Raw genomic sequence first — 17,774 nt, forward strand, 5'->3', positions numbered from 1 at the left:
TATTCCGCTTGTCTCTCAAAGCGGGTGCAAAAGTAACAATTCTTTTTTAACCGGCAAGATAATCTTGAAGTTTTTTTTGAAAATTTTATTTTCGTTTTCTTCTCATTTTCTCTGCAGTCTCTCAAGGAACGTTACGCATTTTACCTCACTTAACCCTTATTTAAAAAAGGTGTTCGGTGAACTTCGTTTGCGGGGTGCAAAAGTAACTCACATTTTTAAATCTCGCAAGCTTTTTAAATCTTTTTTCGAAAATTTCTTTTCTCCCTGATTTGCTTTTCCTGCCAGTATCTTAATGAACGTCGTCGCTGTTGCGGGTGCAAAAGTAGTCAGTTTTTCCGTTTAAACAATGGGTTTTTTGTGATTATTTTTTGTTTATTTTTTAATACTCTGGTAACCTTTGATTTACAGCTGGGGGTTTTTGAGGATTTTTAATTCTGACAGGTTTTTTTTGGCAGTTTTATCGTTTTTGGCAGGATTCCGAAGGTTTCTTTACCAATTCTGCATGTTTAAAATAAACCGCAGATCTGACAGATTAAACAGATCTGCACGGATTTTACCTTTGGACACTTCTATCCTTAATATATAAAGCATAAATTCATGCTCTCTTTATTATGAAAACTGATGCCCTAGCCCAGATGGAAACGGCATCCTATTGTCCCGGGGTTCGGGACAATAGATACAGTGAACAGCTGGAGAATGCTCCTGATTTGGTATAAAAAAAAGAGACAATTACTTTTATAATCATCTCTTTTCGTGTGTTAAGGTCTGTAAATATTTATTTTTTTAGCCAAGCTTCGTCTAGCTTTTCGTAATCAATTGGCTTAGCTGCCTCTTGCTTGCGGAGCCTTCCCGACTCAAATCCCCTGACTAATATAGTTTCAATTAAATAATCTTCATTGACTTCAAAAGGCTTATACTGCATTTTTAAATCGATATTAAACATACTTGCAGTTGTATTTGAAACGAATGCCTTGAAACCGCTTTTAAGATTTTTAATCAGGTCGTAAGTAGTGGTTCCTGTTTGTCTGTCTATTAATTTGACCAAAATCTGGCCCTGCTTTTTGGAAAGTTTTTTTAAACGATCTTCGAACTCATTGCTTAAATAATCTTCAACTATTTTGAAATATCTTTTTTTATCTCTTTTGTTAGTAAACTTTTCCATGCCTCTATTTAAAGAAGTCAGTCTTTCTGCAGCGATCCTGGCATATGGATAGGTAGCATAAACTCTTTTTTGAAGCAATAAAAATTGCTTTTTATCCTCATCACTCATTTTGTGAGTCTCAATTACCAGTTCAGGCAGTACAATAGTATCACCAAATATACTATCAGCCTCTGTTAAGACATACCCCATAGGAATATTGTCATTTTTAGGGTCTTGAGCATAAAGGGACAATGATGTCAAAAAACAAAAAAATAGAATTTTATAGAGCTTCATGGGGAAAATATTTTTAACACAAAATTATACATTAAATATAGAACTATAAAGACAAATTTTTAATTTAGCCGAAAATTATTTTATATGAGTACTGAACCAATATTGAATGCATCATCCATCACTTTTTTAGAGAATTATTTGAATAACGCCTCACCTACTGGCTTTGAAAGTGAAGGGCAAAAAATATGGATGGATTATTTAAAACCATATGTAGATACTTTTATTACCGATACTTATGGAACTGCTGTCGGGGTCATCAATCCTGATGCTCCATATAAAGTTGTCATAGAAGGGCATGCTGATGAAATTGCATGGTATGTGAATTATATTACGGATGATGGAATGGTATATGTGATACGAAATGGAGGTTCTGATCACCAGATTGCCCCATCTAAACGCGTGAATATCCATACTAAAAATGGAATTGTAAAAGGTGTTTTTGGGTGGCCTGCTATTCATACCCGAAACAGAGATAAGGAGGAAAATCCAAAAATCAGCAATATATTTATTGATTTGGGATGCGAAACCAAAGAACAGGTTGAAAAAATGGGGGTTCATGTAGGATGTGTAATAACTTATCCTGATGAATTTATGATCATGAACGAAAATAAGTTTGTCTGCCGTGCCATTGACAACCGTATGGGTGGTTTTATGATTGCGGAAGTTGCCCGTTTATTGCATGAAAATAATATTAAACTGCCGTTTGGTTTATATATCACGAATGCGGTTCAAGAAGAAGTTGGCTTGAGAGGTGCTGAAATGATTACACAAACCATAAAGCCAAATGTGGCCATTATTACAGATGTCTGCCATGACTCGACCACTCCGATGATTGACAAGAAAATCGAGGGCGAAACTAAAATAGGGAAAGGCCCTGTTGTGACTTATGCTCCTGCTGTTCAAAACAATTTGCGAGAATTAATACTCGATACGGCAGTGGAAAAAAATATTCCGTTTCAGCGACTGGCTTCTTCAAGAGTGACCGGTACCGACACCGATGCTTTTGCATACAGCAACGGCGGAGTAGCTTCGGCCTTGATTTCGCTTCCATTGCGATACATGCACACAACTGTTGAAATGGTTCACCGTGAAGACGTCGAAAATGTAATCAAACTGATATACGAAACATTACTGAAGATTGAAAACAATGAAACCTTTTCATATTTTAAATAACCACATAGGCACCATTATAAATGGTGCTTTTTTTTTCAAAACACTTAATATAAAATAGTTACATCATGGATGTTGAAATATTAGCCCGCATACAATTTGCCTTTACTATTGCTTTTCATTATATCTATCCTCCTTTAAGCATTGGGATAGGTTTGATAATGGTCATTATGGAAGGTCTTTATCTTAAAACGGGGAATAAAGAGTACGAAATTTTGACCCGCTTCTGGATTAAAATATTTGCAATTACATTTGGAATTGGCGTTGCAACCGGAATAATAATGGAGTTTGAATTTGGAACCAACTGGGCAGTATACTCACGGTATGTAGGTGATATTTTTGGAAGCGCATTAGCCGCCGAAGGATTGTTTGCCTTTGGCTTGGAGAGCACTTTTCTCGGCATATTGCTTTTTGGATGGAATCGTGTAAAGCCCTGGGTTCATTTTGTATCTACATTGGGAGTATTTTTAGGTTCTATGTTCTCAGCTGTCTGGATTGTTGTTGCTAATTCATGGCAGCAGACACCGGCAGGATACCATATTGTGGGTACAGGAATGCACGCTCGTGCCGAAGTAACCGATTTTTGGGCAATGGTTTTCAATCCCTCTAGTGTGGACAGAATCATTCATACTTGGCAGGGAGCAATTTTGGCTGGGGCATTTTTGGTTTTAAGTGTACATGCATATTATATCAGAAAAGGGCGCTATATAGAAATATCTAAAAAAGCACTCCAAATTTCTTTGGTTGTTGCTACCGTATTTTCGCTTGCTCAATTAATTTCGGGACACAGCACAGCTGACGGAGTTGCGGTAAATCAGCCTGCAAAACTCGCGACAATGGAAGGTCATTTTGGAAAGGACAAGCCTGCCGATTTATATCTTCTAGGCTGGGTTGATAAAGAAAATCAAAAAGTTACCGGAATAGGGATTCCTGGAGGTTTATCATTTCTTGTTCATCAGGATTTTGATGCGCCTGTAAAAGGATTAAATAATTTCCCAATTGAAGACAGACCTACCCAAATTAACGCTGTTTTTCAATTCTATCACATTATGGTTGCAATTGGAATGTTCTTAATTGGACTCACATTGTATGCCAGTTTTTTATGGTGGCGAGGAAAACTATTCGAAACCAGATGGATTTTATGGATTTTTTCCTATGCTGTTATTTTACCACAGATAGCTAATCAAGTAGGCTGGTTTACTGCCGAAATGGGAAGACAGCCGTGGGTGGTTTATGGACATTTAAGAACAAGCGAAGCATTTTCTCAGGAAGTTACATCTAACCAAATTGTATTTTCCTTAATACTTTTTACAGTAGTTTACTCATTATTGCTAGTTTTATTTTTATATACAGTCAATAAAAAAATAAAGCATGGACCATATAATGAAGCAGAGAAAAAAGTAACATTCAAATCCTTTTAAACTTTAGTTATGGAAACTTTTTTAGGAATCGATTACCCAACATTATGGTATTTAGTAATAGGATTGCTGTTCTCTGGATATGCTATATTAGAAGGCTTTGATTTTGGTGCTGGTGCATGGCATTTATTTTTCAGAAAAGACTTAAGCCGAAGAATTGCAATAAATGCGATTGCACCTGTTTGGGATGCAAACCAAGTCTGGCTGATTATTGGCGGTGGTGCTTTATTTGCGGGATTCCCTGTGATGTATGCAACAATGTTATCAGCTATGTACGTGCCATTTATGCTGTTTTTGATGCTCAATGTACTCCGCGCTGCGGCTATTAAATTTAGAAGTGATGAAGAAATGAAATGGTGGAGAAATGGCTGGGACATCATTTACAGCATTTCCAGCATATCAATTGCATTTTTGCTTGGAGTAGTCTTGGGTAATATTTTGCAAGGTTTTGCTTTAGGACCCAATTTCAGCTATCATGGCGGAGTGTTTTTTTCTTTTCTGAATCCTTACGCAATTATGGTTGGATTTACAACTTTGTCCATCTTTATGACGCAAGGAGCAATTTACTTGTTACTAAAGACAGAAGGAAGATTACATGCCAGATTAACCTTTTTGCTCAAAAAAGGAATGATCTTTTTTATCATAAGCTTTGGAATTACTACATTGTATACGTTAGTATTTATTCCAGAAGTTACGGCTAATTTTAGAGCTAATCCAGTATATTTCATTGTACCCGTTATTTCATTTCTGGCTGTAGCCAATGTTCCGCGACTGGTTTCAAAAAAACAATATATGCTTGCATTGATATTCTCTTCCTTAACAATGGCTTTTTTATTAATTTTAGTTGCGCTGCAATTGTATCCAACACTTTTAATTTCCACAATTGATCCTAAATTCAATGTAACCATATACAATGCCGCTTCTTCACAAAAATCATTAGGCATTATGCTAACAATAGTTGTCATTGGCGCTCCTTTATTAGCAGCTTACTTTTTCTTTTTATACAGGACATTCAATGGAAAAGTTAAACTCGATGATACCAGCTACTAAATGAAACAGGCTTTTAAAACTTCCAGCATGAAATACATTTACACATTATTAACTGTGTTTACTGCCACAATTTTTTGGTCTATTATCCATCCAAAAGAAACCTTTACTTGTTTCCTGGAAATTATTCCTGCAATAATAGGACTTTTCATTTTGGCTTTTACATTCAAAAAATTTCGATTCACTAATTTTACCTACACTTTAATTTTAATTCATTGCATTATTTTATTTATAGGAGGTCATTATACTTATGCCGAGGTTCCGTTATTTGATTACATAAAAGAAGTCTTTCATCAAAGCCGGAACAATTATGACAAGGTTGGTCATTTTGCCCAAGGTTTTGTACCAGTGATGATTATTCGCGAATTATTTATCAGAAAAAATGTAATAGCCAATAAAAAATTCTTCAATTTTATAATTGTTAGTATCTGTTTAGCAATTAGTGCTGCTTACGAATGGATTGAATGGTTTGTTTCTGTTGTTACAGGAGATGGTGGTGACGCCTTTTTAGGAACGCAAGGTTATGTTTGGGACACTCAATCTGATATGCTGTTTGCAACAATTGGCGCAATCGCAGCTTTGTTATTATTTTCAAAGATACAAGATCGGGAACTATTAAAAATCTAATATAAAAAAGCATCATTATACTCTTTATAATGGTGCTTCTTTAAAAAAAAGATCCCGTTAAGTTTTGATAAAAAACATTTTAATCATTTGAAATTAATTCATTCCAATAAATGTTTTAGTATTGAATGTGCTATTATTTAAAATAGAATTACTGTTGATTTTTTTAAAATCCAAAGGACTAGCTTCATTTGTTTTAGTACTTTCGATGATTAATTCCAACTCGGCTATTTCATCTTCTATAGTTCTTTCAGCATACAAAGGATACGTTTCATTTGACACAGCGTTTTCTATGATTAAATCTGATTGTGCTATTATTTGTTTCATGAACTCCTCATATTTAATAAATTCCACATCTTCAGAAATAGTTTTCTCAACAATTTTATCACCCTCAGCAATGATGTCTTTTACTGTTTTTGGGCTGCTTGCAATAACTGTTTCTGGATCGAAAACTTCAACATCAACTGCTAACGAAGGTTTATCAAATTTCTTTGAATCGTGATTCTCAATTCTTTCATTATTATCCAAATAGAATGAATTCTGGAATAAATTGTATGGCAAATTAACTGTGTTCGCATTACTGCTGTTCGAAAAAGATATTAATGTAATTGCTAAGATTAAAAGTGATTTTTTCATGATTGATTATATTTTTTGATTGATTGATTGATTGATTTTGTAATGAGGCATCAGCTGTCTATGACGCCTCATTTTTTTTATTATTTTTTATTGCTTTAATAACTGAATTGCTTCAGTGGCATTAGACAATTCTGCATATTTTAAAGCGGTAAAGCCATTTTCGTCCTTTTTATTAAGATTGGCTCCTTTAGATAATAGAAGTTTAATGATCTCAACTTTATTATAACGGGCTGCAATCATTAATGGACTCATACCATTAGATACTTCATTTACATCAGCACCATATTCGATAAATTTTTTAACGGCTTCAATATCTCCTTTGCTGATGGCATATCCCAATGGCGTATTTGTTTCATATAACTCAACTTTTTGTGAAACTGTTACATTTGATTTTGCATTTGATGCTAAAGAAACATTTGTAAATGCTGCTAAAGCTACTCCTAAATAAACGATTGTTTTTTTCATGATAATTGTTTTTTGATTGATGATTGATTTAAACTGTTTGAACTATATAATAATATTCTATGCAAATATATATCTTAAAAAAGGTATTGTGTATCACATAGTACTTAATTTTAACTTTTTATTAACTTATTAAACGATTTTATTGAAAAAATTGTAAACTCATTAGCTGTCATAGAATAAAAACTGAGTGAATTACTACAACTGATATTTATATAGACTCCAAATAAAAAAGAATGTTACTATCTTTAGTAAATAATTAACAAATAAAAAAAAAACTCCATGGAGCAAAAAAAAACTGCTTCAAATTTTGAAGCAGTTTTATATAAATATATTAATATTAGATCGTCAAGAAATTTTTCCTTTAACAATTTCGTCTACAATTTCAGGATTCAATAACGTCGTAATATCTCCAAAATTTGAATAATCACCTTCGGCAATCTTTCTTAAAATACGGCGCATAATTTTACCAGATCTCGTTTTTGGCAAACCTGTAACGTACTGAATTTTATCCAGCTTGGCAATTGGACCAATGTGATCGGCAATATGCTGATTAATCTCTTTAGACAAGTTATCTCTATCTCTGTACTCACCTGATTCCTTAAGAATAACATATCCATACAATGCATTACCCTTGATATCGTGCGGAAATCCGACAATTGCAGATTCTGCAACAGCAGGATGCTCATTAATAGCGTCTTCAATTGGTGCTGTACCCAAGTTATGTCCAGATACTATCACTACATCATCTACACGTCCTGTAATCCTGTAATATCCAACTTCATCTCGCAAAGCTCCATCACCAGTGAAATATTTACCCGGAAAAGTTGAAAAATATGTATCCTTATATCTTTTATGATCTCCCCAGATCGTTCTCGCGATACCAGGCCACGGAAACTTGATACACAAACTTCCTACTACTTGATTACCTTCTATTTCATTTCTTTTATCGTCCATTAAAACAGGCTGAATTCCAGGCAATGGCAATGTAGCATAAGTAGGTTTTGTAGGTGTAATAAATGACAATGGTGCAATCATTATACCTCCTGTCTCAGTTTGCCACCAAGTATCTACAACTGGACAGCGTTTTCCTCCTACGTGGTCATTGTACCAGTGCCAAGCTTCTTCATTAATTGGCTCTCCAACTGACCCAATCACTTTCAATGATTTAAGCGGAAATCTTTGAACATAAGATAAATTTTCTTTTGCCAATGCTCGAATTGCGGTTGGTGCAGTATAAAACTGGGTTATTTTGTGTTTTTCGATAGTTTCCCAAAAACGGCTAAAATCAGGATAAGAAGGAATTCCTTCATAAATAACTGTAGTTGCACCATTTAATAATGGACCATATAAAATATAGGAATGTCCTGTGATCCAGCCAATATCAGCAGTACACCAGAAAATATCATTATCTTCGTAATTAAAGACATTCTTAAAAGTATAAGCAGTATAAACCATGTAACCAGCAGTTGTATGAACCATTCCTTTTGGTTTGCCAGTAGATCCAGAAGTATAAAGTATAAATAAAGGATCTTCGGCATCCATAATTTCAGCAACGCTGTTATTGATTGCATTATCAAGAAGAGGCGCTAGCCATTGGTCACGACCAGCTTTCATTTGGATGTCGGCATTTGTTCTTTTTGCAACTAAAACAGAAGTTACGCTTGGACAACTTTGTAATGCTTCATCAATTATCCCTTTTAAATCAATGGTTTTATTTCCGCGGTAACCACCATCAGAAGTAATTACCATTTTACATTCACTATCATTTATCCTAGATGCAACCGCCGATGCTGAGAAACCTGCAAATACAACTGAGTGGATTGCTCCAATTCGGGCACAAGCCAAAACAGAAACAGCTAATTCAGGAATCATTGGCAAATAAATACATACGCGGTCACCTTTAGTAATTCCTTGCTCGCGTAATACATTTGCCATTTTGGACACTCGCTCATAAAGCTCATTATAGCTTATATGCAATGCGTCTTCTGAAGGGTCATTGGGTTCAAAAATTATTGCGGTTTTTTCTCCTTTTTTAGCTAAATGCCTGTCAATGCAGTTTTTAGTAATATTCACTTTTGCATCAACAAACCATTTTACTTCGGCGTCAGCCATATTAAAATCGACAACTTTGTCCCAGTATTGATACCATGTGAAGTTCTCTTCGGCAATTTTTCCCCAAAATTTTCGAGGCTCACGTATCGATTTATTATAATGTTTAAAGTATTGTTCTAGACTATCAATTTTAAAATAACTCATCTTTTTTAATTTTTTATAAAAGTATTAAATCTGTTCGGTTTACAAAACTATTAATTTGGAAAATACACTAAAAAAATAATAAAAAAATGCTCTTATATAAAATTTAATGATTTTTTGATAACGTTTTAGTTTTATTATCAGATTTAAAACAAGAAAAGAGCATAGTCACCAAGTAACATGCCCTTTTATTAACAATATTAAACAGCAATTTTTTTTATTCTTTATAAACAAAAAAAATCATAACAACTAGGGATTACTTCACTTAACTTACAGCTCGTTCGAAGTTAAGTGAATGTAACTATGCATAAATATCTTTCAATTGTCCAATAAGTGCTTACTAATTCAAAATATTTAAACCTTAATGATATTATGCAAATCCCAGCACACCTCTCACGTGTGTTAATCCTAATTTTTATTTAATTATACAATTTTTTTCATTGCGGTCATTGATTCTCTTAACCACGCCCCTACTTCTTCAACAGGGTGATTTCTGATAATTGCATTTACTTCGATCAATTCTTTATTATCTACACCATTATTTCCATTATTAAATGGACGGCCAACTAAGTTGCTTGGTGCATTTTTCACGTATTCAGCGATTAATGGCTTACAAGCGTGATCGAACAAATAACATCCGTACTCTGCAGTATCAGAAATTACACGGTTCATTTCGAATAATTTCTTTCTTGCGATTGTATTAGCAATAAGCGGTGTTTCGTGTAATGACTCATAGTAAGCTGACTCTTCAATTATTCCTGAATCTGTCATTGCTTCGAAAGCTAATTCAACACCAGCTCTTACCATCGCAACCATCAATACTCCATTGTCAAAATATTCCTGCTCTGAAATTTCAACATTTCCAGCTGGAGTTTTTTCAAAATTTGTTTCTCCTGTTGCAGCTCTCCAAGTCAATAAGTTTTTATCATCATTAGCCCAGTCTTCCATCATTGTTTTAGAGAAATGACCTGAGATAATATCATCCATATGTTTTTGGAATAATGGACGCATGATATCTTTTAATTCTTCAGAAACTTTGAAAGCTTCAATTTTAGCTGGATTAGACAATCTGTCCATCATATTTGTAATACCTCCGTATTTCAATGCCTCAGTAATAGTTTCCCAGCCATATTGAATCAATTTAGAAGCATATCCTGCATCTACACCTTCAGCAACCATTTTGTCAAAACACAATATAGAACCAGTCTGCAGCAATCCGCAAAGAATAGTCTGCTCACCCATTAAATCTGATTTTACTTCGGCAACGAAAGATGATCTCAAAACACCTGCTCTGTTTCCTCCTGTAGCAACAGCATACGCTTTAGCTTGGTCTAATCCTACTCCATTTGGATCATTTTCGGGGTGAACTGCAATAAGTGTAGGCACACCAAAACCTCTTTTATATTCTTCACGAACTTCAGATCCAGGACATTTAGGAGCACACATAATAACAGTTAAGTCTTTACGAATCTGCATTCCTTCTTCAACGATGTTGAAACCATGTGAATATGACAAAGTTGCTCCTTGTTTCATCAATGGCATGATTGCAGTAATTACTGCTGTATGCTGTTTATCTGGTGTTAAGTTACAAACCAAATCAGCTGTTGGGATTAATTCTTCATAAGTTCCCACTTTGAAACCATTATCAGTTGCATTTTTCCAAGAAGCTCTTTTCTCTGCGATAGCTTCTGCACGCAATGCATAAGAAATATCTAAACCTGAATCTCTCATGTTTAAACCTTGGTTCAAACCTTGAGCTCCACAACCAACTATGACTACTTTTTTTCCTGCTAATGCATCTATCCCATTTGCAAATTCTGATTGATCCATGAATTCGCAAACTCCTAATTGTTCTAATTGTAATCTAAGTGGTAATGAATTGAAATAATTTGCCATTTTTTTTTAATATTTAATGAATGTAAAATTTAATAATTGAATTGTAACCTGAATTAATTTAATTTTAACAGATTGTGTTTTAATTTAAAGCTTCTAATAATAATGATGAAATTTCCATTTTTTCTTTTGAAACAGAAATTCTTCCTGACCGAACAAACTGCATGATACCAAAAGGCTTCAATTTTGCATATAATTCTTCAATTTCTGAGCGTCTTCCTGATTTTGAAATCACAAAAAACTCTCTTGATACTGTAACTATTTCTGATTTACTGTCTTTAATGATGTTCTGGATTTGCCTTTCATCAAAAAGCAGGCTGGATTCAATTTTGAAAATTGCGCTTTCCAAAAAGATGGTTTCTTCATCAACATGGTAAAACGCTTTGATAACCTCAATTTGTTTTTCTATCTGTCCTACAATGTTTTGCACCCATTTTTCAGTCGTGTTTACAACAATTACAAATCTCGAAACATTTTCAATTTCAGATTCTGAAACATTTAGGCTTAATATATTTATATGGCGTTTTAAGAATATACCCGATATCCTGTTTAATAAGCCAACATTATTTTCTGAATAAACAGAAATGGTGAACATTTTATTTTCCATTTTTTATTTTTTAAGTTTAAAAAAATGTTTAAAGTTTAAATTGTTAACAGTTTCAAACTTTAAACTTTAAACTATTTTAAGATAATCTCATGTCAGAAACCGATGCTCCTGTTGGAATCATTGGGAATACGTTATTCTCTTTTTCAACCATAACTTCCAAGAAATAGGACTCTTTTGACGCCATCATTTCAGCAACAGCATCATCTAAATCTTCTCTTTGCACTACTTTTCTGGATTTTATATGATATCCTTCTGCAATAGCAATAAAGTTTGGATTAATCATCTTGGTAGACGCATAGCGATTGTCAAAAAATAATTCCTGCCATTGGCGCACCATACCTAAAAATTCATTGTTCATTACCACTATTTTGACAGGAACCTGTGATTGAAAAATAGTCCCGAGCTCTTGAATATTCATTTGAAAACCGCCATCACCAATTATAGCAACAACTTCACGATCTGGTTTTCCCATTTTGGCACCTATTGCTGCTGGCAAAGCAAATCCCATTGTACCCAAACCTCCCGAAGTAACATTGCTCTTGGTCGAATTGAATTTGGCATAACGGCAGGCAAACATTTGGTGCTGACCAACATCCGAAACAATGATTGCATCCCCTTTTGAATGCTTATTAATCATTTCCATGGTTTCGCCCATCGAAATACCTTTTCCATGACTTGGAGTCAACTCTTCACCTATAACGGCATCAAATTCAATTCTGTACTTTTCTTTGAATTCATTATGCCAAGCATCATGAGCTTTTTTATCAATTAATGGAATCAATGCTGTTAAAGCTTCTTTTACGTCAGCCAGAACTGCAACATTTGTTTTTACATTTTTATCAACCTCTGCAGGATCAATTTCGAAGTGAATTACTTTGGCCTGTTTGGCATAAGTTGCTAAATTTCCAGTAACACGGTCATCAAAACGCATACCTAGAGCAATTAGCACATCACATTCATTAGTTAAAAGATTTGGCCCATAATTACCGTGCATACCTACCATTCCCACATTTAAAGGATGATCAGTTGGCAAAGCTGAAAGACCTAAAATAGTCCAGGCAGCTGGAATGCCCGATTTTTCAACAAATCTTTTTAACTCCTCTTCCGCTTCACTCAATATAATACCTTGTCCAAAAATAATATACGGCCTTTTGGCATTATTAATTAAATCGGCAGCCTCTTGCACTTTTTGAAAATCCAAATCAGGCTTTGGATGATAACTTCTAATTCCAGTACATTTTTCATAACTAAAATCCAATTCATCAAACTGGGCATTTTTCGTAATATCAATTAAAACTGGACCTGGACGGCCAGAACGTGCAATATAAAAAGCTTTAGCAATAATTTCAGGAATTTCATGAGCTTCAGTAATCTGATAATTCCATTTGGTTACTGGAGTCGAAATTCCAATGATGTCAGTTTCCTGAAAGGCATCGGAACCTAATAAATGTTTTCCAACCTGACCAGTAATACATACTAATGGCGTAGAATCAATTTGAGCATCTGCAATACCTGTTACTAAATTTGTCGCCCCTGGTCCTGACGTAGCTATTGCGACACCTACCTTGCCTGTAGCTCTTGCAAAACCTTGCGCTGCGTGTGCTGCACCTTGTTCGTGACGTACCAAAACATGGTGCAATTGATCTTGAAATTTATATATTTCATCATAAACCGGCATAATAGCTCCGCCTGGATACCCATAAACCAAATTTACTTCTTCTGCTAATAAACATCTGATAACGGCTTCAGCCCCTGATATTTTCATTTTATTTTTTATTTTTCACCAATAAGTCTTTTTTTTATTTTTTTGACTTACAGGTTTGTTGTTTTTATTAAATTATTTGTCGGTAACACATCCTTCAGATGCACTGGAGACCGAACGCATATATTTAAGTAAAACCCCTTGTTTGATTGCTGATTCTGGTCTTTTCCAATTAGCTTTTCGTTTTGCTAATTCTTCATCAGAAATTTTTACATCAATTGTGTTTTTTACAGCATCTATTGTTATGACATCACCATTTTCTATCAAGGCAATTCCTCCTCCTTCATACGCTTCCGGAGTAACGTGTCCTACCACAAAACCATGAGAACCTCCAGAGAAACGTCCATCAGTAATTAATGCAACCGAATTTCCTAAACCAGCTCCCATGATAGCAGATGTTGGTTTTAGCATTTCAGACATACCAGGCCCTCCTTTTGGACCACAATAACGGATAATTACTACGTTTCCAGGTTTTACTTCACCTGCCTGAATCCCTCTGATTACATCTTTTTCACCTTCAAAAACTACTGCAGTACCTTCAAAGAATTCACCTTCTTTACCGCTGATTTTAGCAACACAGCCTTCTGTCGCAATGTTACCGTATAATATCTGGATATTTCCAGTTGTTTTTAATGCTTTTCCAACTTCAAAAACAACTTCTTGACCGTCATGCAAATCAGGAACCGAAGCTAAGTTTTCGGCCAATGTTTTTCCTGTTACTGTTAAACAGTCACCGTGAAGGAAACCTTCTTTCAATAAATACTTCATCACCCCTGGAACACCTCCAACATTATGTAAATCTTCCATTAAATATTTACCGCTAGGTTTTAAGTCTGCTAATAATGGGGTTCTATCACTGATATCCTGAAAATCTTTTAAAGTTAATTCAATGTCAACTGAGTGAGCCATTGCTATTAAATGCATAACTGCATTTGTAGAACCTCCCAAAACTGCTACCATTGTAATTGCATTTTCGAACGCTTTGCGAGTCATAATATCTCTAGGCTTGATGTCTTTTTCCAGCAGTACTCTAATAGCTTTACCAGCATCAACACATTCCTGTTGTTTTTCTGGACTTAAAGCAGGGTTGGATGAACTGTAGGGCAAACTCATTCCTAAAGCCTCAATTGCCGATGACATAGTGTTGGCTGTATACATTCCGCCACAAGCGCCAGGGCCTGGGCATGCATTTTGAATTACTCCTTTGAAATCTTCCGGTGTAATTGTATTTTTAATTTTTTTACCTAATGCTTCAAAAGCAGAAACGATATTCAAATCTTCACCTTTCCATTTTCCTGGGTGAATTGATCCGCCATAAACCATAATAGAAGGACGGTTTACTCTGCCCATTGCCATTAAAGCACCTGGCATATTTTTGTCACAGCCTGGTACGGCTATTAAACCATCATACCATTGTGCTCCCATAACTGTTTCGATAGAATCAGCAATAACATCACGGGAAACCAAAGAATAACGCATTCCATCATTACCGTTAGAAATACCATCACTTACACCAATAGTATTAAATATCAAACCGACTAAATCCTCTTTCCAGACACCAGTTTTAATATCCTTGGCTAAGTCGTTTAAGTGCATGTTACAAGGATTCCCATCATAACCCATACTCACAATTCCGACTTGCGCTTTTTTAAGATCCTCTTCTGTCAAACCGATTCCGTAGAACATGGCCTGCGAAGCTGGTTGTGTTTCATCTTGCGTGATTGTCTTGCTGTATTTATTTAATTCCATTCTATTTATTGTGTATTTAATTTTATTTATAAAAAAAACCTCCCAGATTATGGGAGGTTTTATATATGTTTTTCACTTATATTTATACCAATCCCTTTTCATATGTGATAATCACAATGACACTTACTACTACAAGGACGTTGATAATATGTTTCATTTTTTTTATTTTGTCATTTGTTTTTTTGACTTTGCAAAAGTACAAAATAAATCTAAAATAAAAAACTTTTAACCAACAAACTAAAAGTAATTAGTGATATAATTCAATATTTTATGATTTTTATTAATTAAACGATAGTTGATTGCCCAATTTGAACATTATCGTTTTTAAAATACAAATCATCCTTACTTAATATGACATTCGAAATAAAATCACCAACATCATTCGTACCAAATCTTGAACCTGGATTCAAATCAATAGTAACTACTTTATATTCAATAGCTTTCTCCACAGCTTCATAAACTTTTTTTGCTTCTTTGTGCAGGCCAAAATGTTCTAACAACATGGCTGCAGACAAAATTGAAGCGATTGGATTAGCTATATTTTTCTTTTTTGCCTGAGGATATGACCCATGTATAGGTTCGAAAAGCGCCTTACTATCACCAATTGAAGCTGAAGCCATCAATCCAATAGACCCCATAATAGCACAAGCTTCATCAGATAGGATATCGCCAAATAAATTTTCGGTCAGGATCACATCATACTGCTTAGGATCAGTAATTATCTGCATGGCTACATTATCAATGTACTGGCATTCTAATCTTACATCTGGATATTGTTTCGCAATTTCTTTAACTAATTTTCTCCATAATCTGGAAGTTTCCAATACATTAGCCTTATCTACCAATGTTACTTTTTTTCTTCTGCCTTGAGCCGCTTTAAAAGCCTGGTGCGTAATGCGATTTATCTCATTTTCTGAATATTCGCATATATCCGAAGCAAAAGTTCCATTGTCATTTATGACTTTATCGCCATAATACGATCCTCCGGTTAATTCTCTATATATAACAAAATCTACATTTTCAATTACTTCTCTTTTTATTGGTGAAGCATCTAAAAGATTTTTAAATGGTTTTATAGGCCTGATATTGGCATAAAGACCTAACTCTTTTCGTAATCTCAATAATCCTTGTTCTGGGCGCACTTTAGATTCAGGATTGTTATCATATTTTGGATTCCCAATAGCGCCAAACAAAACTGCATCAGTATTCAAGCAAAGATTTAAAGTCTGCTCAGGCAAAGGGTTTCTAGTTTTTTCAATAGCAACCGCACCAATTAAGGCATCTTCAAAAATAAATTCATGATCATAGGCAACACTAATAGCATACAAGGCTTTCTTAGCTTGCAAGATAACCTCTGGGCCTACACCATCACCTGAAAGTACTGCTATTTTTAAGTTCATAATATTTATTTTAAAAAGTAATTTTTCTTCTAAATAATTAATTAACGTATATGTTACTTGCCTCTATAATCTGATGAATATCATTATCCAAGACCTCTTTTTTAATATCAGCAAACTTTAAAAACTCAACATAGACAATATCCAATTGAGTTTTTGTAAGTTCGTACCCCACTTTTTTAGCTCTGTAAGCCAAAGCTGCTCTTCCGCTTCTTGCTGTTAAAATAATCGATGACTCATTGACACCAACATCCAATGGATCCATGATTTCGTAAGTTTCTCTATTTTTGATTACTCCATCCTGATGAATTCCGGAACTGTGAGCAAAAGCATTAGCACCAACGATTGCTTTATTGGGCTGCACTATCATTCCCATGCTTTCAGATACCAAACGGCTCATTTCATTCAATTGCCTGCTATTGATATCTGTATATAAATTCAGGTAAGGATGCTGTTTGAAAATCATAACTACTTCTTCAAGTGCTGTATTTCCTGCTCTCTCTCCTATTCCGTTGATGGTACATTCAATCTGACGGGCACCGTTTACAGCCCCAGCAATAGAATTAGCAGTTGCCATTCCTAAATCATTATGACAATGACAGGAAATTGTAACATTATCAATACCTTTTACATTCTCTTTAAGGTATTTTATTTTTGCTCCGTATTCCTCTGGAAGACAATATCCTGTAGTATCTGGAATGTTAAGAACCGTAGCACCGGATTTAATTACTTCTTCACAGACTTTAGCCAAAAAAGCATTATCTGTTCTGCCTGCATCCTCTGCATAGAACTCAACATCTTCTACATATTTTTTTGCATGTGCAACTGCATGTTTAGCTCTTGCAATTACATCCTCAGGAGTCGTTTGCAATTTGTGTATAATATGTGAATCAGAAGTTCCTATTCCTGTATGAATTCTAGGTCTTACTGCATGTTTCAATGCCTGAGCTGCAACATCTATATCATTTTCAACTGCTCTGGTAAGCCCGCATACAGTTGCATTTTTTACAATTTTACATATTTCAGAGACAGATAAAAAATCACCTGGACTAGAAACAGGAAAACCAGCTTCGATGATGTCTACCCCCATTTCGTCAAGGCGATTGGCTATAACGAGTTTTTGATTGGTGTCTAATTTACATCCTGGGACCTGTTCACCATCTCTTAAAGTGGTATCAAAAATTTGGACTTTCTCTCTATTCATTTTAATTTATTTAATGTAATTTCACATCTCAAAACAAAAATAGTTTTCATTTACTCAAAACTAAACCTGAATTTAGGTAAATATACTATTTATAAAGCAAAAAATAACAAAACA

14 protein-coding genes are annotated in these 17,774 nt (G+C 34.6%); 4 read left to right on the top strand and 10 right to left on the bottom strand.

The window, feature by feature from the left end:
• Nucleotides 1–775: 775 nt before the first annotated feature.
• Entirely contained in the window at nt 776–1,435 is a 660-nt protein-coding gene (locus tag ABEG11_RS00005; RefSeq protein WP_348822140.1) for a DUF4294 domain-containing protein, read from the bottom strand.
• 84 nt (nt 1,436–1,519) lie between these two features.
• Here ABEG11_RS00005 and ABEG11_RS00010 point away from each other — a divergent pair, with 84 nt between their 5' ends.
• From ABEG11_RS00010 to ABEG11_RS00025, 4 genes are all read left to right on the top strand, one after another.
• Entirely contained in the window at nt 1,520–2,608 is a 1,089-nt protein-coding gene (locus ABEG11_RS00010; protein WP_348822141.1) for a M42 family metallopeptidase, read from the top strand.
• A 65-nt stretch (nt 2,609–2,673) separates the two neighbouring features.
• A complete protein-coding gene (locus ABEG11_RS00015; RefSeq protein ID WP_348822142.1) occupies nt 2,674–4,026 on the top strand; it encodes a cytochrome ubiquinol oxidase subunit I in 1,353 nt (450 codons plus the stop codon).
• A gap of 9 nt (nt 4,027–4,035) precedes the next feature.
• Nucleotides 4,036–5,073 carry a cytochrome d ubiquinol oxidase subunit II gene (gene cydB, locus ABEG11_RS00020; protein WP_348822143.1) on the top strand — a complete coding sequence of 346 codons (1,038 nt, stop codon included), beginning with the start codon at nt 4,036–4,038 and terminating at the stop codon, nt 5,071–5,073.
• A 27-nt stretch (nt 5,074–5,100) separates the two neighbouring features.
• Complete coding sequence (locus tag ABEG11_RS00025) at nt 5,101–5,697, top strand: DUF2238 domain-containing protein (RefSeq protein ID WP_348822144.1); 597 nt, start codon at nt 5,101–5,103, stop codon at nt 5,695–5,697.
• 93 nt (nt 5,698–5,790) lie between these two features.
• Here the strand turns inward: ABEG11_RS00025 and ABEG11_RS00030 are convergent, their stop codons facing one another.
• From ABEG11_RS00030 to ABEG11_RS00070, 9 genes are all read right to left on the bottom strand, one after another.
• Nucleotides 5,791–6,330 (bottom strand): hypothetical protein, encoded by a 540-nt coding sequence (locus ABEG11_RS00030; protein WP_348822145.1) that lies wholly within the window; start codon nt 6,328–6,330, stop codon nt 5,791–5,793.
• 87 nt (nt 6,331–6,417) lie between these two features.
• Nucleotides 6,418–6,795, bottom strand: a complete 378-nt coding sequence (locus ABEG11_RS00035) for an ankyrin repeat domain-containing protein (RefSeq protein ID WP_348822146.1) — start codon at nt 6,793–6,795, stop codon at nt 6,418–6,420.
• A 345-nt stretch (nt 6,796–7,140) separates the two neighbouring features.
• The gene (acs, locus tag ABEG11_RS00040) at nt 7,141–9,051 is read right to left on the bottom strand and encodes an acetate--CoA ligase (protein WP_348822147.1); all 1,911 of its coding nucleotides are present in this window, start codon (nt 9,049–9,051) and stop codon (nt 7,141–7,143) included.
• 420 nt (nt 9,052–9,471) lie between these two features.
• A complete protein-coding gene (gene ilvC, locus ABEG11_RS00045; RefSeq protein WP_348822148.1) occupies nt 9,472–10,944 on the bottom strand; it encodes a ketol-acid reductoisomerase in 1,473 nt (490 codons plus the stop codon).
• 79 nt (nt 10,945–11,023) lie between these two features.
• On the bottom strand, nt 11,024–11,548 hold the full coding sequence (gene ilvN, locus ABEG11_RS00050; protein ID WP_348822149.1) for an acetolactate synthase small subunit: 525 nt from the start codon (nt 11,546–11,548) through the stop codon (nt 11,024–11,026).
• 76 nt (nt 11,549–11,624) lie between these two features.
• Entirely contained in the window at nt 11,625–13,313 is a 1,689-nt protein-coding gene (ilvB, locus tag ABEG11_RS00055; RefSeq protein ID WP_348822150.1) for a biosynthetic-type acetolactate synthase large subunit, read from the bottom strand.
• A gap of 72 nt (nt 13,314–13,385) precedes the next feature.
• Nucleotides 13,386–15,059, bottom strand: a complete 1,674-nt coding sequence (ilvD, locus tag ABEG11_RS00060; protein WP_348822151.1) for a dihydroxy-acid dehydratase — start codon at nt 15,057–15,059, stop codon at nt 13,386–13,388.
• Between the two features lie 284 nt (nt 15,060–15,343).
• Nucleotides 15,344–16,459 (bottom strand): 3-isopropylmalate dehydrogenase, encoded by a 1,116-nt coding sequence (gene leuB / locus ABEG11_RS00065; protein ID WP_348822152.1) that lies wholly within the window; start codon nt 16,457–16,459, stop codon nt 15,344–15,346.
• 37 nt (nt 16,460–16,496) lie between these two features.
• Complete coding sequence (locus tag ABEG11_RS00070) at nt 16,497–17,660, bottom strand: 2-isopropylmalate synthase (protein WP_348822153.1); 1,164 nt, start codon at nt 17,658–17,660, stop codon at nt 16,497–16,499.
• Nucleotides 17,661–17,774 lie beyond the last annotated feature (114 nt).

It is taken from the genome of Flavobacterium aestuarii (genome assembly GCF_040049115.1).
In the GTDB taxonomy this organism is placed as follows: Bacteria; Bacteroidota; Bacteroidia; order Flavobacteriales; family Flavobacteriaceae; genus Flavobacterium; species Flavobacterium aestuarii.